Here is a 19,183-nt window from a genome sequence, read left to right as displayed (position 1 = left end):
GAACCCGAATGAGCAACGAAGCAACGCCTACGCGCATTGGCAAGTACCGCATCGACCGCGTGCTGGGGACGGGCGCCATGGGCGTCGTCTATCTCGCGTTCGACCCGCACCTGGAAAGACCGGTGGCGCTGAAAACCGTGCGTCGCGAACTGCTCGCCGGCGAGGACACGAGTGGCGACATGCTGCTGCGTTTTCGCAACGAGGCACGCGCGGCCGGTCGGCTCGCGCATCCGAACATCGTCACGGTCCACGATTTCGGCGAAGACGGCGATAGGGCTTATATCGTGATGGAGTACGTCGCCGGGCATGGCCTCGATACATTGCTGGTGCCGGGCCACGCGTTGCCGCTGTCGGACGCTTTCCACTGGCTCACGCAACTGCTCGCCGCGCTCGCGTATGCGCATGAGGCCGGCGTCGTGCACCGCGATATCAAGCCCGCGAATCTGCTCGTCACGGCGGCGGGGCTTCTGAAGGTCGCAGATTTTGGCGTCGCGCGCATCGGCTCATCCGCAACCTCGTCCGGGTGGATGATCGGCACGCCGAGCTACATGTCGCCCGAGCAGTTCGAGGGCGAATCGGTGGATGCCCGCGCGGACCTGTTCTCGGCCGGCGTCGTGCTGTACCGGATGCTGACCGGCCGCCAGCCGTTCGTCGGCTCGCCGGCCACGATCAGGCAGAAGATCATCAAAGATGCGCCGGCCCGGCCATCGGAAATCGTCTCCGCGTTGCCGCCGGCGCTCGACGCGATGGTCGCGAAAGCACTCGCGAGGCGGCCGGACGACCGCTTCGGTTCGGCCGCGCAATGGCTCGCGAGCTTGAGGTCGTTGGCCGTCTCACTGGCGGCGGCCGACGATGACCGGACTATCGTGATGCCGTTCGCGAATTGGTCAGCGTCCGCTTCCTTGCCAGCGCATGCGACGGGCGTCGACCCCGCACCTATACCCGTGCCTTCGGCGCCGCCGAGTTGGCCGCCCGAGATGCTCGCGCGCATCGAACGCCAACTCGCGACCCAGATGGGCCCGCTCGCGAGCCTGCTGGTGCGACGCGCGGCCACCCAGACGAATGACCTGCCGACGCTCGGCGCGCAGCTGGCGGCGGCGTTGCCGGACACGGCGCGGCTCGAATTCGAGCAGGCCTTCGCGCGGCTGACGGCTGGCTTGCCCGATATGTCGATGATGACCACGTCATCGCCGGGCTCACGCGTCGCGACGGCTGCCGCAAAGGTATCGGCTGTATCGCCCGCGAGCGCCGCGGGCACGTCACCAGACAGTGCGATCGATCAGGCCGGCATCGATGCCGTCGCCGTTAAGCTGGCCGTCTATCTGGGCCCGATCGCGAAGATGATCGCCAGTCGGGAGGCGCGGCACGCCGCGAATTTCGACGAGTTCGTCCAGCGGGTCGAGCACTGCATCACCGACCCCGCGCAACGCGGTCGATTCCGGCACGATGTCGATTCATCCCGTTAGCGCCTCGACCGGCAAGCCTCTCCCTGACCGGCTTCACTGCACGCAGGTAAACGAGCTCGCGCTGTTCACGTCGCCCGCGCCGTTATAGCTGGGCCACGCCGGATACTGGCATAGCGGCCGCGTGCGTCCCGGCACACCCTCGGTATCGGTGACCACCTGATGCGCCGGCGGTGTGCCGTGCTCGACCCAGTTCTCCAGCGTCGTCAGCGAGTCCCACGACGCATTGAACTCGGTGCCGACCGCGTGCTGCAGCCCCGGAATCTCATAGAAGCGCGCGAACGAGCCGACCGCGCCAAAGCCCATCGTCACCAGCATGCGCTGATAGTAGATCTCGGTTGCCCGCGTGCTGACGGTCTGATCGACGGTGCCGTGCGCCATCAGCAACTTGCCGCCGTGCCGCATGAAGGGCGTCAGGTTCGCATCGGTCGCGTCAAGCCCCGACAGCATGCTGACGCGGCCGGACCATCGACCGGCAATCGCGGGGTTGTACTTCAGCGAGTCTGCGTCCGGGTTGTCCATCACCGTGTAGCGGACGAAGTCGTCGGCGATCTGGCCGTCGAACATTGCGGTGCTTTGCAGCGGATACGACGGCTGCGTCGTGCCGAGCGCGAGCGTCGTGACGGTGCCTTCGAGCGGTGAACTGCTGCCCACCCCGAGATCGGCGCCATACACGTTATAGCCGGGATACAGCGTTTCGCCGCTTTCGAGCGGGTACGCAAACACGAGCGGCGTGTTCATCGTGTTCAGCGCCGCGATCTGCCGGTCCGACAGGCACGTGTCGCCGCGCGCGATACCGCCGGCGCAACGCAAAGGCTTGCCGTCGACGCTGGCCGTCGCCGGGTTGAACGTCGCATTGCACGCCTGCACGTTGCTGATGAGACCGTCGACCACGCCGTCGAGTCCGTCGCAAGCCTGCATGACCGCGTTGAGCAGCAGCGCGCGCTGCGCTGTGTCGAGATATGCGCCGGGCGCCGCGAAGCCTTCGGTCACGCGCAATTGCTGCAGGCTCAGCGTCGTAAAGTCGTACGCGGGATAGAACGCGATGATGCCGTCCCAGTCGCGCGGCCAGCGCTGCGCGACGGTCAGCGCCTCGCGCCCGCCAGTTGAGCCGCCCGCGAAATACGCCCTGGACGGATGCGTGCCGTAATGCGCGTCGATGATCACGAGCGAGGCGTCATGCGTTTTCTTCAGCGCTTCTCCCATGAAGTTGTCGTAGGCCTCGGCGTTGACGGAGAACGCGCCGTTCACCGAACCGTTGGTCGCCTCGTGCCCGGAATCGCTCGCGAACACCGCGTAGCCGCGCGACAACGGTCCCGGCAGAGCCGCCGGCGCGCTCGGCACGTTACCTGTGATGGCGGGAATCGAGCCGTCGAAACCCCCGCCGCCGAGCATCAGGATCTTGCCGTTCCACTGGTCCGGCAACGCGACGTTGAACAGGATGTCTGGCGCGGATGGATCGACCGGATGAATCGCGCCGGCCACGAGGCAGTACGATCCGGTAGCCGTCGCGCCGCTGCCGCTCGCCGCCACCTGGGTCGCCGAGGTGACGACGGCGCCTGTCGTCGGCAGACCGATCTCACGGGCGCGGATGGTCAATCCATTCAGATTCGGACAGCTGAGTTTCGATCGGGGTGGTGGCTCGTGCCTTTTGCATGCCTCGCCCTGGCATTGTCCTGCTGACGAACCCGCGTATGCGACGTAGCTCCACATCGCGCACAGCGCCAGCACACAGCACGCCCCCACCCACGACGGCACGCGCCCACGCGCGCGCCACGACTCTCTGCTCAAGTTCATCGCCGTGTCTCCTTCCAATGAGGCCTGGAGACGGCACCGGACGTCGCGGCATCAGCCCCCTATGCCATGACGTACCCATGACCTTTGACCTTTGTTGTTTTTGCCCACGGCGCGGCCACCGCGTGCGCAACGCCACGTCGCGTCTTGCGCGCAATACCGCCCGACACCGCATATCCGCACTTGCATTCGATTTGGTAGAAGTCTTTCATCGGCCTGTCGATGTGGTTCCGGTCGGCCAGAATCAACCAATCAATCATAGTCGCTAACTCACGCAACGCGCGCCGAATCGTCATCGCGGGCACGCCAGAGTGTCGTACTCGCTCGACACTGCGAAGCCGGTGCGATGTTGATGGCCAATTCGGCGAGCCTGTATGCGCAAACTGCGTCGGAGCCCGAACCTCATCAAGTTACCCGCGCGGAAGTCATGCACGAACTCGAGGAGCTGGAAGCGGCCGGATATAACCCGTCGGTCGGCGACGATGGTTCGTATCCCGTCGACATTCAAGCTGCCGAAGCGAAGGTCGCGGCCATGCATCGAGCGGAAAGAGGCGCGGCGATGAGTGCGGGACAGAGCGGGCAACTGGTGCGCACGCATTGAGGGCAAAGGCGAGAACCGGAACGGAACCGGGTTGGCTGCGTCATCGTATGTAGGTCGAGGCCGGCAATCGCTAATTGCGCCCGGTCGTCGCGGAGCTGTTCGTCAGCGGGAGCAGTAGCTGGTTGCTCCCGCTGCGGACAAAGGCACGAAGCGTTCGCACTGAACCAGATTCTCCGCATTCATCGGCTTCGTCAAAAAGAACCCTTGCACATAGTCGCAACCTGCGTCGCGCAGCGCATGCAGCTGTTGATGCGTTTCGACACCTTCGGCCGTCACTTTGATGGCGAGTTCGTGCGACATCTGAATGATGCCCCGAACGATCGAGGCGGCCGCCGCGTCGCGTCCCAGCGTTGCCGTAAACGAGCGGTCGATCTTGACGATGTCCGGCGAAAAATCGGCCAGATAACGCAGGCTCGAGTATCCCGTTCCGAAGTCGTCGATGGCGATGCGCACGCCAAGCCGCTTGAGCGCCATCAGCGTTGCCTGCGCGAGTGAGGGGTTTTCCATCAACGCGCTTTCGGTCAGTTCGATCTGGAGGCAGCGCGGCGGCACCCGGTGTTTTCGCAGCGCCTGGTCGACTATGGCGACAAGCGAGTCATCCCTGAGCTGACGCGCGGACACGTTCACCGACATGGACAGCTCTTTTCTTCCGGCGGCCTGCCAGACGGCCAGTTGAGCGAGGGCCGCGTCCACGACCCATGCCCCGACTTCGACGATGAACCCGCTTTCTTCGAGGATCGGAATGAAGCTGCCCGGACCCACCAGGCCTCGTGCTGGATGATTCCATCGAACCAGTGCTTCGACGCCTTTCACCGCCAGAGAGGCTGGCTCATGAATACCCTGGAAATGCAGCACGAATTGGTTCGACGCCAGCGCCGTGGGCAGATTGCACTCGAGTTCGAAATCGCCGAGCACATCGCTGGATGCTTCGTCGGCGAACCGGAAGCCGTTGCGACCGCCTTTTTTCGCCGCATACATCGCGATATCCGCGCTCGTCAGCAGCGCCTCGTGATCGCGGCCGTGCTCGGGAAAGATCGATATGCCGATCGACGCCGTGACGAATGGCGCGGCGTGGTCTTTTCGAACGTCGCTTGAAAACAGGTTGAGAAGAGACTGCGCCAGGCTCGCCAACGTGGCCTTGTCGCTCTCGCCCCTGACGATCACCGCGAACTCGTCTCCGCCGAGGCGCGCTACACAGGCATCCGGCGCAAGCGCTCCCTGAATGACTTTGGCGATGTCCTGCAACAGACGGTCAGCGGCCGTATGGCCCAGCGTATCGTTCAGGACCTTGAATCGGTCGAGATCGACGAACATCAGACTGAAGGCGACGTTCTGCCTGCAAAGCGTCTTCATCTGGCGGATCAGCGCGCCCCGGTTAGCCAAACCTGTCAGGCCATCGGTGTAGGCCAGATGGTCGAGCGCCGCGAGGCGTTCCTGTTCCAGCGTGATGTCTTCGCTGACACCGACGATGCGCACCACGTTCGCGGAGCCGTCGCACACGGGATAGGCCGTGCTTCTGATCCAGCGCAGGCAACCATCCGGACGGCGGATGCGGTATTCGACGCGACCTTCCGCCACTTCGGACGCGACGCGGTTCATCTCGGCGAGCAATGGCTCCAGATCTTCCGGCACCACGAGATCGAGCCACGCGGAAGGCCTGTTGCCAAGCTCTTGAGGCGTAATGCCGAACACGCTTTCGACACCTGCGCTGACATGATGACAGTGTTCAAAATGCGAGCTATACGAATAGAACACGAGCCGGACATGCAACTCCATCTCATGCATCAATTCATCGCGTTCGCGCAGTGTCTTCAACAGCTCGGATTGCTGGGTGACGTCCTCGGAAGCACAAAGCAGCGCGCTCACCGCACCGTCGTCGCCCGTCACTGGCGTGAGCGTGGAGTTCCACCACCTGGTACGCCCCCTCGTCGTCGCGCAGCTTCCAGTGAACGATGTGCTCTTGCCGGAAACGGCGCCCGCCAAAGCCTTCTCGGCCGCCGTGCGGTCCTCGCCGGTCCAGAATGCGAGCCAGTCCGCGCCGGACAGTTGCTCCGGTGACTCCGCTTCCATCAACATCGCGCCATGCTCCGACACCCGCAGCATTTTTCCGTCGGTAGCGAGCACCTTCAGGCAGTCGCGATTCGCGTGCAGAAGCCCGCTCGCCAGTGCGGTGGCGGCGCTTTGCCGCGCGTAATCCAGGCCGAGTTTGCGACGAACGATCGCGAGACCGGCGACGCCCGACACCATCGACAATGCGACACGTAGGGTAATCGCCGCTTCACCGGCCGCTTGATGCACAAGAGCACCGATGCCAACGCCGGCAACGACGGCAATGCAGAGACTCGACAACGGTATGGTCCTGCGTTGACCGTACCGCGACAGGAAATAGGAAAGAAACTGCTGGTTGCGGGCTGACCAGCCATTGGCATATGCGTCGCTATCGACCCGGGACTCAATCGGGTTGGTTTCTTTAGGGCACGAAGCCGCTTTGAATCTCACGCTGTTCTCCGACTACCGGGTTGAGCGACGGCTCGAACGCTGCGAGCCGCCTCACTTTTATTATTACGGTAGGAAGTCACAAATCTTTAATGCGGGGAAACGCGCGGGAACCGCGGTTCGCGTGAGATCGGGGGCGGATTGCGCGCCCATCAGCCTTGGTGGGGCTTGACCTGCGCGAACTGACGAATGCGCTCCGCAAGAGCGGGTATTCCCGAGTCGCGAGCCACGTAGTGAGCGACCTGCCGGGTTGCCAGATCGATGGTCACCTGATCGTCGGGGGTCTTCGTGTTGGGTCCGTCAACGGCGGGATGGTATTCGATACGCAGTTGCCTCGCGTTGGCGACGAGCCGTAAATAGCCGAAGTTGCGGTCGTCGTAGCTTTCGAGGACCACGGCATCCGTGTCTTTCGACGCAGCCTGGATCAACTGCGGCGCGCGAAGGGGCGGCTGTCCGTTGGTGGTGAGTCGCTGTACGGCGTGACCGCCGTTCCCGCAAACGATGTAAGGGATGTGGGTGCCATCGGAACGGGTTCGCGTAAAGCGCTGATAGTTGTGCGCGTGTCCCGCGAGGTCGGCATGCGGCCAGATACCGACCTCATTGCAAACCGTATCGATCTGCTGTTGCATGTCGACGCTCCAGCCATGACGGCCGCGCGCCACATAGGGCGGATGGTGATGCGCGAAAAGCAGGGCGCCTCGATAGTTCTCTTTCTTCACCCGCAATAACGCCGCTTTCAGGAACTTCAACTGGCTGTTGCCGATGTGACGGTCCGCGATCACGCCTGGGTCCTCGAGCGTATTGCTGTACAACGCAATGATGCGCACGAACGGCGCCTCGAACGTGAAGAAAACGCCTGGCTGAATTTGCGCCGTCCGTGAAAGATTGCCCGCATCGGGAGAGACCTGGAAGCAGTCGGAGCAGAAGTTCCTCAGAAACGCCTGCAGGCTCTTCTCATGCTGCAACGGCGAAACCATTCCGTCGTGGTTGCCGGCAGCGGCGAGAATCGGCGCATGATAGTTGCGGTACGGCTCATAGAACTGATCGTAGTAGTACTGCGCTTCGCCAAAGCTGTAGACGATGTCGCCCAGCAGGAAGTTGAATTGCGGCACCTCGGCGGGATCGGCTTCGTCGAAGTCGCTGACCATCTTGTCCGAAACTTCATTCTGGGTGGACGGACCTTTCGTACTACCGCAATCGCCGGTGGCGTGAAAGACGATCTGTCCGTTCGCGCTGATCGTATCGAGGAGCTTCTGGTTGTTGTCCACCACCTCCGCAAAGGTCAGCCGGGGCTCGGTGCCGCCGCGCGGTGGCGGAAACGGCAGCGCCTTCAGCTTGTGCTCGCGGTTCAGTTCGTCGATGACCTTGTAGGCTGCGGCATCGGATGCGTGCCTGACCACGAAAGTTTGCGGGTCCGGCGTGGGTTGTGGCTGCGAGAAAACGGGCGCGGCGAGAATCCTGTCGCTGCGATTGCCGCGTGCGGCTGGCGATTCATCTGAACGCTTTTTCGGCATTTGCAATCCTCCTTGATCGGCGAACGGGAGCGGCCACGCTGTTGTCGGCAAACCGTCGGCATGTGACGGCGCCGTCGCTGGCCGGATGCACGGTTCAGACGAACCTGAAACGGGGAAGTTCAGATTCGCTTGCCGTTGCGCGACCCGTGCGGCCCGAATTGCGGCGCACCGCTGTTCCGTGCGAAAGCCGGGCGTCGATGTGATGCAGATGCAGCGTAGCCGCCGCCGTCAACATGATGAAGAATGCAATGAAGTTGGACACCCCCATGCCAACCCGCGTATCGAAACGGATCCTTCGCAACTGCGCGGGCGCCAGCGCGGCTCAGTCCAGTCGCGGCTTGAACGCATACTGCCCAATCTCGCCGCCGCGCGCGACCACCGCCGTGCTCTCGGGAATTTCCTCCCAAAAGCCCGGCAAGTCCGCGAGCGGCTCGGACAACACGAGGAACGCATTCTCGCCGGCCGTCTTGATGCGCTCGTCGTCGGGATACAACTCGCGCAGATGACGGAACGACGTGCTGTGAAACAGCGAGCGCGACTGTCCTTCGCTCGAATAGCGGACCGCGATGATCTGCTCGCCGTCGGTCGCGCACACGGTCATGTTCAGCGGTTCATCCACGCCATGCCGGCGGCCGGTGGCTTCGACGAATCCGACCATCCGTTCGAGCGCGGTGACGGGCGCGAGCTCCAGCCCGAAGGTCAGCGCGAGAAAAAACAGCACCTCGGAATCGGTCGAGCCTTCGATGGACGGGAACAGATCGGGGTCGATCTTCACCATCAGGTCGCGGCGCACCGCCGGATAGTTGCGCACCAGGCCGTTGTGCGCGAACAGCCAGCGGCCGTGGCGGAACGGATGACAGTTGGTTTCCTGCGACGGCGTGTCGGTCGCCGCGCGCACGTGCGCGACGAACAGCGGCGAGTGGATTGCCCGCGCGGCCTCGCGTAGATTGCGGTCGCTCCACGCGGGCTGGATGCAGCGGTAGCGAAACGGAATGTCAGTGGGATGTCCATACCAGCCGATCCCGAAACCGTCGCCATTGGTGGTGGTGGCGCCGAGCCGGGAATGCATGCTCTGATCGATCAGCGAGTGCCGGGCGTTGAACAGCACGGTTTCGAGCTGAAGCGGATTGCCGGTATAAGCGAGCCAGCGGCACATGATTGCTCTCCTGTCGGTTGCGCGTGACAACCCTACACCACCCGCGGGCGGCGATTGTAGGACCAAAGTCCGATTGAGGCAGACACCGTACCTGTCACTATGCCAGATGGCGTTTAGGTGCTTGCGTGCCGGGCATCGCTTTGAGCTTGCACCGGCCTGATCTGATAGAGGCAGGACGCGCATGAGCCACTTTCTGGACAGGTTACGTTACTTTACGGCCCCCCCGTCCCCAGATCTCGGATGGTCATGGTGCTGTCACAGATGAACACCGGCAATGGGAGGATGCTTACCGCCAGCGCTGGCAGCACGACGAGATAGTTCGCTCCATGGGCGTCGTCACCGGGATCGTCTGGGTTTCGCTGATCCTGATCTACCTGTCGGAAGTGCGGCGCACACCGGTCGTGGGTTCCGTCGCTTAGCCGTGTTCGTGTTTGCTCCGCGCGAGTGGTCGACTGCGCCGTTGCCGCTCGACGGACCGCCCCGCAAAAGACGAGGCGGCAAATGTGCAGCACTGAGATTCGCGCAGGCTGCAGGCTCTGCCGGCCAGCCTGCTTTTTTGCTGATGGAGGTGCCGATGAAACGCCGTGAACTGTTGGTTGCGCTGGCCGCAGGCGCGCTCGCCGAGGGTTCTACCGGCCTGGCGCAGGCAAGCCAGGCGAAATTCACCGGTCAGATTGATCTGCCCAAGCCCAACCTCAAAGGCACGATGTCCCTCGAAGAAGCCATCGAGAAGCGCAGGTCCGTGCGCAGATTCGCGCCAAAGCCGCTGCCGGTCGAGGCCATTGGCCAACTGCTGTGGGCCGGGCAGGGCATCACCAGCTCGGACGGCAAGCGCGCGGCTCCGGCGGCCGGCGCTTTGTACGCGCTCGAACTTTACGTGGTGACCGCCACGGAGGTGATGCACTATCTGCCTGATGGCCACCGGGCCGAGACGCGGGCGACCCACGACCTGCGCCCCGAGCTGAGAGCACTGGCGGTCAACCAGGCGTCCGTCGAGGCGGCCCCGGCCTTGCTCGTGGTGGCCGCCGACCCCAGTCGGCTGACCGCGAGGTATGGCGGGAGAGCGAATCTGTATGCCGATCTCGAGGTCGGGCACGCGACCCAGAACATGCTGCTCCAGGTCGTCTCGCTTGGGCTCGTCGCGGTGCCCGTGGGCGCCGTCGACGGAGCTCCGGCGGCGCGCCAGCTCGGCCTGCCTCACGCCCAGACCGTCGTCTATTTGGTCCCGGTAGGTTTTCCGGTCTAAGTCATTGCGTGAGAATGAAATGAACGCGCCCCACCCGCGAACGAAAGGTGCCCGATACTTTCAAACAGGACCTGGACCTCGCGTTCGATACGCTGACGGCAATAGAAGACACCTACAAGGCATCGCCCGCTCCCTGACACGCGGGCTCGAGGACTGGGGTCCTTCCCGGCGCGACGGCATGCGCGGACATCGATGCACCGGCCAGCAGTGCGGCAAACACGAACTTCGAAGGAGCGGGTATCGTGTGTGCCATGTCAACTCCGCGTGGTGCCTATGAAGCCGATTCTCGTGCGCTCGACCCTGGTGGAATATTCGAAGCGTCGTGCTGTCCGTTTCGCGATGACGGTGATCGCGACGATCATGGCCGGATGCGTTTCCTCCTCACAGCTGAGCGGTCATGTCACACCTTCGCAAGCTTCCGAGGCCAAGGCGCTCGACCTGGCGGTCGCCAATCCGCAACGCAGTCAGACCGCCCGGGCGCGCGACGTCTATCGTCACCCGGCGCAGACGTTGCGCTTCTTCGATCTGAGTCCGACGCAAACCGTGCTGGAGATCGCGCCGGGCGGCGGGTGGTACACGGACATTCTGGCGCCCTATCTGCACGACGCGGGTCACCTGTACGAAGCGCAATATCTGAGCACGTCCGAGGACCTGGCCTCGGAAGACCGGTCAATCGATGCAGAGTATTTGCGTAAGCTCGCGGGCGCCCCCGCAATCTACGGGAACGTCGTGGTCGGCACATTGCACGCGGGCCAGTTTTTCGGCTTCGATGCACACGAGCGGTTCGATCGCGTGCTTACTTTTCGCAACATTCACAACTGGATCAAGGATGGGCAGCTCGATGCCAATCTGCGTGCGTTCCATGACGCGCTGAAGCACGGGGGCGAACTTGGCGTGGAAGAACATCGCGCCCGGCCCGGCTCGACGGTACAGCAGATGATCGAAACCGGATATGTGACTGAAGCTTTCGTGATTGACCGGGCACAGGCGGCCGGCTTCGTGCTCGCGCAACGCAGCGAAATCAACGCGAACGCGCGAGATACGAAAGATTATCCGCATGGCGTATGGTCGCTGCCGCCGGGCTACGCGGGCGGTGACGTCGACCGCTCGCGCTACGCCGCAATCGGTGAATCGGATCGCATGACGCTGAGATTCGTCAAGCCTTAGCGTGTTCTACGGGCGCCAGCCGCGGGCGGTAATCGGCCGACGCGTTGGGCTGCGCTCAGTTTGTTGCACGACCCGCAGTAGCGTATCGACGGCAGGACGGCCGGGTAGCTGCATCGTCGCGCTCGGAAACAAATCGTTCGATTCGAACGGGGTTCTCTCTTGCGATTCAGACTACAGCTTCGATGCGTACCGGCATCGCGCTCATTACCGGCATGGCGTTGATCGGATCAAGACCAACTGTAGTGCTGAGCAACTGGTTTGGATTGGCGCCGGCGTAGGTCTCGGGTTCCTCGTCGGGCAACGGTCCCCAGCCGTGCGGGATGGACACGACGCCTCGGCGCAGCGCGGCGTCCCCTTTGACGATGGCTCGAATGCGGCCGTGCGGCGAAACAATGGCCACGCACTGGCCTTCGGTCAGTCCTTGAGCAGCCAGGTCATCGGGATGCACAAAGGCCGGATTGAACGGCATGCGCCGGCGGACCGCGGGCAGGTGGTGGTACATGGTGTTCTGCACGTCGCGCACGCGCCGCACCGCCAGGCGATGCGTGAACCCCGGCGGCGCCCCCGCTTCGTTCAGTACGCCCGCCAGTTCGCACTCGACGTCGTCCGGCATCACGTCGAAGCGCGCGGCGTTCCCTGGCTCGCCGGGCTGCACGATCATCGGTTCGATCTCGTAGACTTTCCCTTGTGGGTACAGCTTCAGTTCGTCAAATGAGATCGAGCCGTGGCGAACCAGGGTCGCCAGCAGCTCTTCGGTGGTCGGAGCTGTGCGCATATCGAGCGGAACGTCGTCGAACATGATGGTCTTGCCCAGGCGCCGCGCCAGATCCCAGAATACGAACCAGTCGTCCACGACTTCGGATCCCTCCGGCGGCGTCGCCACGGCGGCCGAGTATTGTGCGTAAGGCTGAAACATGATGTAGGACTCATAGTCGCGCGAATGCAGGTCGGCGCGCTCGAACATCAGCTTCGGTGGAATCACATAGTGCGCGAGCCGCGCGGTGTTAGTCATGAAAGGCTCGATGCATACCAGCAGTTGCAGTTGGCGCAGCGCATCGGCGATGCGGCGCTGGTCGGGCACGGCATCGACTGGATTGCCGCCGTCGACCAACAGCGCGCGGATCTGGCCGGCGCCAGGCGTAGTGATTTCCTGGGCCAGCGTGCCGCTCATCTTCTGGCCGAACAGCATGCCATAGCCGCCGACACGGCTCTTCCAGCCGGATTCCCAGGAACGGCGTGGCGCAATCACTTCGGCGCGGCGCTGGTAGCGTGGGGCGACTACGCCGGGGTTCGGTACAGGGTCGCCGGGGCGAGCGAAGCGGCCACACACGACGTTGAGGCATTCGACCAGATGCTCGGCCAGATTGGAGTGCGGCGCCATGTTGGGCCCGGTTCCCGACGCGGCCGAGCCACGCTTGCGGCGCAGGCCGCCGGCCTCCCGCACGGGTTCCGCGAAGGCCGCAGCGGCGGCTTCGAGCCCTTCGACGCTTACGCCGGCGCGCTGGGCGACGTATTCGGGCGTGAACGGCTCGACCGCGCGCGCCAGTCGCCGCAGGTCCTTGACGTAGCGCGCGCAGAATTCAGCATCGTGCCAGCCGCGACACAGAATGATGCGCAGCAGGCCAGCCAGGACGGTCGGGTCCTCGCCCGGCAGCACCTGCAGGAAGACATCGGCATGGCGGGCGGTCTCTGTCTCTCGTGGATCAATCACCACCAGCTTCAGGCCGCGCTCCTTCGCTTCGTGGAGCTGCTTGACCGGATTCTGCAATGCAAAGTTGAACGTGGATAGCGACACCAGCGGATTGGTGCCGACGAACAATAGCGCGTCGGCGAGCGCATACGGATCTTTGCCGGCAGCCCAGCCGCCCAGTCGCTCAAATGCCACCCATTTGGCCGACTGGTCGATGGTCATTGTAGAGAAAAACGAATTCGAACCCAGCGCCGCGAGGAAGGCGGGCAACATATGATTGGCGGCGAGGTTAGAGTAGTTCATGGTGCCGCGAAAGGCTGCGACCGCATCGGCGCCGTGGCGCTCGATCAGTGCCTGGAGTTGCGCCGCGATCTCGGCCAGCATCACGTCAAGCGGCATCTGCACGAAACTGCCATCGGGCTGCCGTTTCAGCGGGTGCAGGAGCCGCTCCGCGCTGTTATGCGCCTCATGCAGATACGCACCCTTGATGCAGGCGTAGCCGCGCGTGAGCGGATTGTCGCGGTCGCCCCGCGCAGCAACGACGCGTCCGGCGTCGTCCAGGGTCAGGCGCAGTGAACAGTTGCCGGCGCAGATGCGGCAGGCGGTGACGGCTTCGCGTGGCACGGCGAGCTCCTCGTGTAGTGTGGCCCACACCTCGTAACCACCCACAACTTTCGGCGTAAAGGTTAAAGCCGAGCCGGATACCTGCGCGATGACAGAGCACCCGCATACGACTAGCGCTAGATCGCCGCCAGATTGCGGTCGTCCATTCGTTATTATAAACGACGTTCATATTTTGGCAAATAGCCCGACGACCTGTTGCGAGCGCGGCTGCCCGCAAGTCCGGCACGCCGCGCCCCGGCAGGGACATCGGGCCTCGCGACGGCCCGTCGCACGAGAAGCACGCCCTCACGAAGATGGGAGGTCAGATCTATATTGGGCTATTTCGTGCATGTATGGACCCGACGCAATGCTGCACCAGCCAGTGCAGCCGGGCATTGAACAATTGGCCGCGCCTCTGCGCTGTCGAACTCAATCCTCGCCGGCGTCATGAGAGCCCAAGCTATCGCTCTTCCCGATCAACTTTCTCGCGATGGCCTCCGCGCGCGTCATGTCATCGTCAGGCGCTGGTGCCGCGTTCGCACCTGCCTGCGCGGTGGCGCTGGTGCTTAGCGCTCCGTCGCGTTGATGCGTATCGACCGCCACTGTCATCGAGAGGCCTCGCTTTTCTAGCGCCCTGCTGCTGTCTCACACGACTTTGGCGCGCCGTGCTTTCGCCCGTTGTCGGCCAGAGGGCGATGTCCGCGTCTCTCATATGAATGACGGCTGAGTCCGTGAAACCGGCCCGTCGCGCTTCACGTCTGCAGTACCGCCGGAGGGCCGAGCGAACGGGCGTAGTTCGCAATGGGCGCGTTGAGCTGCTTCATGCAAAATAGTCACATCCAAGATGTGGAGGATGACTCCGTGGGTATCAACTTCGACTTGAACGACTTGCAGGCGTTTCGAGCAGTAGTGGAACTGGGAAGCTTCCGCAAGGCCGCCGAGGCGGTGAGCATTTCGCAGCCGGCCTTGAGCCGCCGGATCGACAAGCTCGAGGAAGCACTCGGCGTGCGTCTATTCGAGCGCACCACGCGCAGCGTCACGCTCACCACCGTCGGCCGGGTATTCGCGCCGAGCGCCGAGCAACTGCTTGATGATCTCGACGTCGCTTTGCTCGGCATCCGCGATGTTTCTTCGAGCCGACTGGGACATGTCACCATCGCCTGCGTGCCTTCGGTGGCCTACTACTTCCTGCCGAGCGCCGTCGCGAGCTATCATCGCCGCTTCCCGCGCATCAGGGTCAAGATGCTGGATATGAGCGCGAATGACGTGCTTGGCGCCGTCATCAGCGGAGAGGCGGATTTCGGCGTGAGTTTTCTGGGCAGCCAGGAGTCCGAGGTCGAGTTCAAGGTTCTGCTGCAGGAGCGCTTCGTGGCCGCCTGCCGCCGTGATCACCCGCTCGCGCGCAAAAAGCGCGTGACCTGGAACGAGCTTTACGAGCACGAGTACGTCTCGGTGGACAAAACTTCCGGCAACCGACTGCTGCTCGATCAGGCGCTGTCGGCCGTGGCGCCGCGTGCGCCGAGCGTCTGCGAGACGCGTCACGTAACGACCATGCTCGGTTTAATCGAAGCGGGGCTCGGTGTCGCCGCAGTGCCGTCGATGGCCATGCCCGGGCGCGATCACCCCATCCTCACGAGCGTGCCGCTCGTCGAACCGGTGGTGAAGCGGCGCGTGGGAATCGTGAGACGCCGCGGACGTCCACTTACACCGGCTGCGCAGGAGTTTCACAGGACGATTGTCGAGATGAAGCGCGGCGGCGTCGCATGCAGCGATGCCGTGGGCAATAACACGTCTCCAAAAGAGCGGCCAGCCAGGAAAACCGCATCGTGAGGTTGGCAAGACCGCTTCGTTCGCTCTATCTGCAGGTTTTGCTGGGCATGATGCTCGGCATGGCGCTCGGTCACTTCTTGCCGCAAGCGAGCCCGCTGCTCAAGCCCTTGAGCGACGGGTTCATCGGCCTCGTGAGGATGATGATTGCGCCGATCGTTTTCTGCACGATCGTCTCGGGGATCACGTCGCTTGCGAGCGGGAAGGCCATCGGGCGCACAATTTTTCAGGCGCTGGGACTGTTCTATTTTTTGACAGCCGTGGCGCTTGCGCTCGGACTCGTCACGGCCTTCGTGCTGCGGCCCGGCGCGGGCATGCACATCGACGCTAACCATCTGGACGCGAGCATCCTCGCGCAATATGCGAAGCACGCGCAGCCGGGCGGCCTTGTCGCATTTGCGCTGAGCGTCATCCCCGAGACGATGCTTGGCGCCTTCGACAAGGGCGAGGTCCTGCCAGTGCTGCTGCTCTCGCTGCTCTTCGGCTTTGCGCTAAATTCCTGTCCGGAGGCGGGCAGGCCGGTGCTCGTGCTCATCGACGGCATTGCCCAGGCCCTGTTCCGCATCCTCGCGATGATCATGCGACTCGCTCCGCTCGGGGCATTCGGCGCGATGGCTTTCACGGTGGGCCGCTACGGCATCCGCTCGGTCGGATCGCTCGGGATGTTGATGGTGTCCTTCTACGTGGCATGCCTGCTGTTCATTGCGCTGGTGCTCGCTCCGCTCGCGCGGCTGCACGGCTTCGCACTTTGGCGGCTCTTGCGCTACATGCGCGAGGAGTTGCTCATCGTTCTCGCGACATCGTCGACGGAGCCGGTACTGCCGCGCCTGATCGCGAAGCTTGAGGCGCTCGGCTGCGACAAGGGCGTTGTGGGGCTTGTGCTGCCCGCAGGCTACTCGTTCAATCTCGACGGCACCGCGATCTATTTGACGCTCGCCTCGATGTTCATCGCGCAGGCGTGCGACGTGCCGCTTTCCGCGCCGCAGATCGCGATGATGCTCGCCGTTATGTTGCTCACGTCCAAGGGGGCGGCGGGTGTGTCGGGCAGCGGATTAGTGGCGCTCGTCGCGACGCTGACGGTGATTCCCGATCTGCCCGTCGCCGGGGTGGCGCTACTGGTGGGCATCGACCGCTTCATGTCCGAGGCGCGCGCCCTGACGAGCGTGATCAGCAACGCCTGCGCGGTGATCTTCGTTTCGATGTGGGAGGGTGCTTGCGATCGTAAGCGTCTTGCGCGAATGCTCGGGGCGGCAGCGCCAGGCGGCGCGGACGGTGCGGGGGATCCCGCGAGAGATACCTCGGGGATGTGACAGGAAGGCCGCCTGAGGCAAGCCTTCATTCAGGTTTGCGTCAATGAGCGGAGACGGTATCTAGCCCTGTCGATTTGACGTCTGCCTGTACGCCAGGTGAAGCGAGGTAGTCGAGCAGGGCTTTCGCTTCCTTCGGATGCTGTGCGCTGACGGGAATGCCGGCGGCGAAACGCGTGACCGACTGCAGGGACTCAGGAATCTTTCCGACGAAGGTCGCCCCCTTGACGGGCAGCAACTCGCTCACCTGCTGGAAGCCGATTTCGTAGTCGCCGTTCGCCACCACCGAGGCTACTGGAATCCGCGGGATCATCTTCGCCTTCGCCTTGACCTGATCCTCGATGCCGAGCTTCCTGAACAACTCCCGCTCAATGTAGACACCGCTTGCGCTGTCCGAGTACGCGATCGACTTCGCATGCAGCAGGGTCTGCCGAAGACCTTCTGCCGAACTGATATCGGGTTTCACCGCTCCTTCGCGCACGACCATGCCGATGCGCGAATCGGCCAGCTCGACCCGCGATCCGGGGATGACCTTGCCTTTCCGGATCAGTTCGTCAAGCGCATATCCGACCATGATAACGGCGTCGGCGGGCTCGCCACGCTCAAGCCGGTTGGGGATCGCTTCGGGCGATTTGCCCATCGACGGACCAAGCGCGGTGTCGAGCGTGTTGCCCGTCCCGGATGCGAACTTCGGGCCGAGCACCTTGTACGCTGCGGTAAAGCCACCCGAGCTCATGACGTGCAGCTCGGCGGCTTGCACGTTCGCCGCAACAGCCGAGGTTGCGACCAGTGCTGCGGCGCATAGTGTCAGAAACAGATTTCTCATGATCGGAGTCGTGTCAGATTGTGTGTTTAGCCGCATGCGGAGCGAGACGCGAATCAGTGCGCCGGAGTCAGCGTCGCTGCGCGGCGGCGATAGAGTGCAAACGTCGCCATCAGGGCGCACGCTGCCGCGAAGCTCATCCAGTAGCCAGGTGCGGCCTTGTCGCCGGTCATGTGAATGAGCGCCGTGGAGATCGCCGGTGTGAAACCGCCGAATACGGCGGTCGCGAGGCTATAGGCGAGCGAGAAGCCCGCGACGCGTACCTGCGCCGGCATCACTTCCGTCAGTGCGACGATCATCGCGCCGTTATAGATGCCGTACATGAACGAGAGCCAAAGGAGGGCGAGCAGCATGTTGAGGAAGCTGGGCGCGTGAGCGAGCAGCGACAGGGCCGGGTGCGCGGTCGCGATGGCGAGCACCGTCATGGCGATGAGGAGCGGCCGGCGGCCGATCCTGTCGGAGAGGGCTCCGCCGATCGGCAGCCACACGAAGTTCGACACGGCCACACACAGCGTCACAAGCAAACTATCGGCGGTGCTGAGGTGCAGGACCGTCTTGCCGAAAGTCGGCGCGTAGACCGTGATGAGATAGAAGCTCGCGGTGGTCATCGCCACCAGCATCATGCCTGCAATCACGACGGTCCAGTTCTGGACCAGCGTCGTGAATACCTCCTTCATGCTCGGGCGATGCTGGCGAGCCTTGAACTCCTCGGTTTCCTGCAGATTACGACGCAGCACGAACAGGAACGGCACGATCATGCAGCCGACGAAGAACGGCACGCGCCATCCCCACGCCGCGATGGTAGCGGCGTTCAGCGATTGGTTGAGCGCGAAGCCGAGGCCCGCGGCCACGACGATCGCCACCTGCTGGCTCGCGGACTGCCAGCTCGTGAAGAAGCCCTTGCGGCCGGGCGTGGCCATCTCGGCGAGATACACCGACACGCCGCCCAGCTCCGCACCCGCGGAGAAGCCCTGCAACAGCCGCCCGAGCAGCACAAGCGCGGGTGCCACAAGGCCAATGGTCGCGTAGCCCGGCACGAACGCAATGAGGATGGTGCCGCTCGCCATGATGGAGAGCGTGACGATGAGCCCCTTGCGGCGGCCGACGTCGTCGATGTACGCGCCGAGCACGACCGCGCCGAGCGGGCGCATCAGAAAACCGGCACCGAAGACCGCGAACGTCATCATCAACGAGGCAAATTCGCTCCCGGCCGGAAAGAAGACGTTGGCGATCTGCGTCGCATAGAAGCCAAACAGAAAGAAGTCGAACTGCTCCAGAAAATTTCCGGCCGTCACGCGGAAAACCGCCGCGGCCTTTGAATGTCCCAGCGAAAGGGTAGAGGGTGAGGGGTGCATCAATGTGTCTCCTGAAATCCCGAGATATGCGGTGGTCCCGCTCTTTGTCTTTTCGGGAATTTTGGCCCGTGGCCAATCAAACGATAAGTGCAATCTTCTGAACGATTGATGTCGAATGGTTATCAATCGGCGCCCTTTTTC

14 protein-coding genes and 2 pseudogenes are annotated in these 19,183 nt (G+C 63.4%); 7 read left to right on the top strand and 9 right to left on the bottom strand.

Features of this window, described 5'->3' with window-relative positions; genetic code table 11:
- The first annotated feature begins 8 nt into the window (after window positions 1–8).
- Window positions 9–1,466 (top strand): serine/threonine-protein kinase, encoded by a 1,458-nt coding sequence (locus tag F6X39_RS08455; RefSeq protein WP_187616296.1) that lies wholly within the window; start codon window positions 9–11, stop codon window positions 1,464–1,466.
- A 33-nt stretch (window positions 1,467–1,499) separates the two neighbouring features.
- On the opposite strand, the gene F6X39_RS08450 is transcribed toward F6X39_RS08455, so the two are convergent.
- The gene (locus tag F6X39_RS08450; protein WP_262413663.1) at window positions 1,500–3,260 is read right to left on the bottom strand and encodes a tannase/feruloyl esterase family alpha/beta hydrolase; all 1,761 of its coding nucleotides are present in this window, start codon (window positions 3,258–3,260) and stop codon (window positions 1,500–1,502) included.
- 59 nt (window positions 3,261–3,319) lie between these two features.
- On the bottom strand, window positions 3,320–3,553 hold the full coding sequence (locus F6X39_RS08445) for a hypothetical protein (protein ID WP_187616295.1): 234 nt from the start codon (window positions 3,551–3,553) through the stop codon (window positions 3,320–3,322).
- A gap of 50 nt (window positions 3,554–3,603) precedes the next feature.
- Between F6X39_RS08445 and F6X39_RS08440 the strand changes: the two genes are divergently transcribed.
- Window positions 3,604–3,858, top strand: coding sequence for a DUF4148 domain-containing protein (locus tag F6X39_RS08440; protein WP_187616294.1), 255 nt, complete (start codon window positions 3,604–3,606; stop codon window positions 3,856–3,858).
- A 102-nt stretch (window positions 3,859–3,960) separates the two neighbouring features.
- Here the strand turns inward: F6X39_RS08440 and F6X39_RS08435 are convergent, their stop codons facing one another.
- The 4 genes and pseudogenes from F6X39_RS08435 to F6X39_RS08420 form a co-directional block, all read right to left on the bottom strand.
- On the bottom strand, window positions 3,961–5,961 hold the full coding sequence (locus tag F6X39_RS08435; RefSeq protein ID WP_262413684.1) for an EAL domain-containing protein: 2,001 nt from the start codon (window positions 5,959–5,961) through the stop codon (window positions 3,961–3,963).
- Between the two features lie 545 nt (window positions 5,962–6,506).
- Window positions 6,507–7,868 carry a metallophosphoesterase family protein gene (locus tag F6X39_RS08430; RefSeq protein ID WP_187616292.1) on the bottom strand — a complete coding sequence of 454 codons (1,362 nt, stop codon included), beginning with the start codon at window positions 7,866–7,868 and terminating at the stop codon, window positions 6,507–6,509.
- 169 nt (window positions 7,869–8,037) lie between these two features.
- Window positions 8,038–8,181 (bottom strand): annotated as a pseudogene (locus F6X39_RS08425) (divalent metal cation transporter); the annotation flags it as partial.
- A gap of 9 nt (window positions 8,182–8,190) precedes the next feature.
- The gene (locus F6X39_RS08420; protein WP_018422973.1) at window positions 8,191–9,024 is read right to left on the bottom strand and encodes a class II glutamine amidotransferase; all 834 of its coding nucleotides are present in this window, start codon (window positions 9,022–9,024) and stop codon (window positions 8,191–8,193) included.
- Window positions 9,025–9,205: 181 nt separating this feature from the next.
- Between F6X39_RS08420 and F6X39_RS37580 the strand changes: the two are divergent.
- From F6X39_RS37580 to F6X39_RS08405, 3 genes and pseudogenes are all read left to right on the top strand, one after another.
- Window positions 9,206–9,350, top strand: a pseudogene (locus tag F6X39_RS37580) (nitrate reductase); the annotation flags it as partial.
- Between the two features lie 248 nt (window positions 9,351–9,598).
- Window positions 9,599–10,270, top strand: a complete 672-nt coding sequence (locus F6X39_RS08410; RefSeq protein ID WP_187616291.1) for a SagB/ThcOx family dehydrogenase — start codon at window positions 9,599–9,601, stop codon at window positions 10,268–10,270.
- Between the two features lie 273 nt (window positions 10,271–10,543).
- Window positions 10,544–11,437 (top strand): methyltransferase, encoded by an 894-nt coding sequence (locus F6X39_RS08405; protein ID WP_221311448.1) that lies wholly within the window; start codon window positions 10,544–10,546, stop codon window positions 11,435–11,437.
- A 166-nt stretch (window positions 11,438–11,603) separates the two neighbouring features.
- Here the strand turns inward: F6X39_RS08405 and F6X39_RS37345 are convergent, their stop codons facing one another.
- A complete protein-coding gene (locus F6X39_RS37345) occupies window positions 11,604–13,751 on the bottom strand; it encodes a molybdopterin-dependent oxidoreductase (RefSeq protein WP_187616290.1) in 2,148 nt (715 codons plus the stop codon).
- 840 nt (window positions 13,752–14,591) lie between these two features.
- Between F6X39_RS37345 and F6X39_RS08395 the strand changes: the two genes are divergently transcribed.
- Both F6X39_RS08395 and dctA read left to right on the top strand, forming a co-directional pair.
- Window positions 14,592–15,560, top strand: a complete 969-nt coding sequence (locus tag F6X39_RS08395; protein ID WP_187616341.1) for a LysR family transcriptional regulator — start codon at window positions 14,592–14,594, stop codon at window positions 15,558–15,560.
- Window positions 15,557–16,867, top strand: a complete 1,311-nt coding sequence (dctA, locus tag F6X39_RS08390; RefSeq protein ID WP_187616289.1) for a C4-dicarboxylate transporter DctA — start codon at window positions 15,557–15,559, stop codon at window positions 16,865–16,867. The genes F6X39_RS08395 and dctA overlap by 4 nt, the downstream gene beginning before the upstream one ends.
- A 40-nt stretch (window positions 16,868–16,907) precedes the next feature.
- On the opposite strand, the gene F6X39_RS08385 is transcribed toward dctA, so the two are convergent.
- The gene (locus tag F6X39_RS08385) at window positions 16,908–17,690 is read right to left on the bottom strand and encodes a substrate-binding domain-containing protein (protein WP_187616288.1); all 783 of its coding nucleotides are present in this window, start codon (window positions 17,688–17,690) and stop codon (window positions 16,908–16,910) included.
- A gap of 53 nt (window positions 17,691–17,743) precedes the next feature.
- A complete protein-coding gene (locus F6X39_RS08380) occupies window positions 17,744–19,042 on the bottom strand; it encodes an MFS transporter (RefSeq protein WP_187616287.1) in 1,299 nt (432 codons plus the stop codon).
- Window positions 19,043–19,183: the final 141 nt, after the last annotated feature.

The organism is Paraburkholderia sp. UCT2 (assembly GCF_014397665.1).
Lineage (GTDB): Bacteria > Pseudomonadota > Gammaproteobacteria > Burkholderiales > Burkholderiaceae > Paraburkholderia > Paraburkholderia tuberum.
Note: the sequence above shows the minus strand (reverse complement) of the source record. Positions and strands in the feature narration are given on the sequence as shown.

Coding starts and splice junctions, on each gene's coding strand:
- F6X39_RS08455 (WP_187616296.1), top strand. CDS start 9: ATGAGCAACGAAGCAACGCCTACGCGCATTGGCAAGTACCGCATCGAC.
- F6X39_RS08450 (WP_262413663.1), bottom strand. CDS start 3,260: ATGAACTTGAGCAGAGAGTCGTGGCGCGCGCGTGGGCGCGTGCCGTCG.
- F6X39_RS08445 (WP_187616295.1), bottom strand. CDS start 3,553: ATGACGATTCGGCGCGCGTTGCGTGAGTTAGCGACTATGATTGATTGG.
- F6X39_RS08440 (WP_187616294.1), top strand. CDS start 3,604: ATGTTGATGGCCAATTCGGCGAGCCTGTATGCGCAAACTGCGTCGGAG.
- F6X39_RS08435 (WP_262413684.1), bottom strand. CDS start 5,961: ATGCTGCGGGTGTCGGAGCATGGCGCGATGTTGATGGAAGCGGAGTCA.
- F6X39_RS08430 (WP_187616292.1), bottom strand. CDS start 7,868: ATGCCGAAAAAGCGTTCAGATGAATCGCCAGCCGCACGCGGCAATCGC.
- F6X39_RS08420 (WP_018422973.1), bottom strand. CDS start 9,024: ATGTGCCGCTGGCTCGCTTATACCGGCAATCCGCTTCAGCTCGAAACC.
- F6X39_RS08410 (WP_187616291.1), top strand. CDS start 9,599: ATGAAACGCCGTGAACTGTTGGTTGCGCTGGCCGCAGGCGCGCTCGCC.
- F6X39_RS08405 (WP_221311448.1), top strand. CDS start 10,544: ATGAAGCCGATTCTCGTGCGCTCGACCCTGGTGGAATATTCGAAGCGT.
- F6X39_RS08385 (WP_187616288.1), bottom strand. CDS start 17,690: ATGAGAAATCTGTTTCTGACACTATGCGCCGCAGCACTGGTCGCAACC.
- F6X39_RS08380 (WP_187616287.1), bottom strand. CDS start 19,042: ATGCACCCCTCACCCTCTACCCTTTCGCTGGGACATTCAAAGGCCGCG.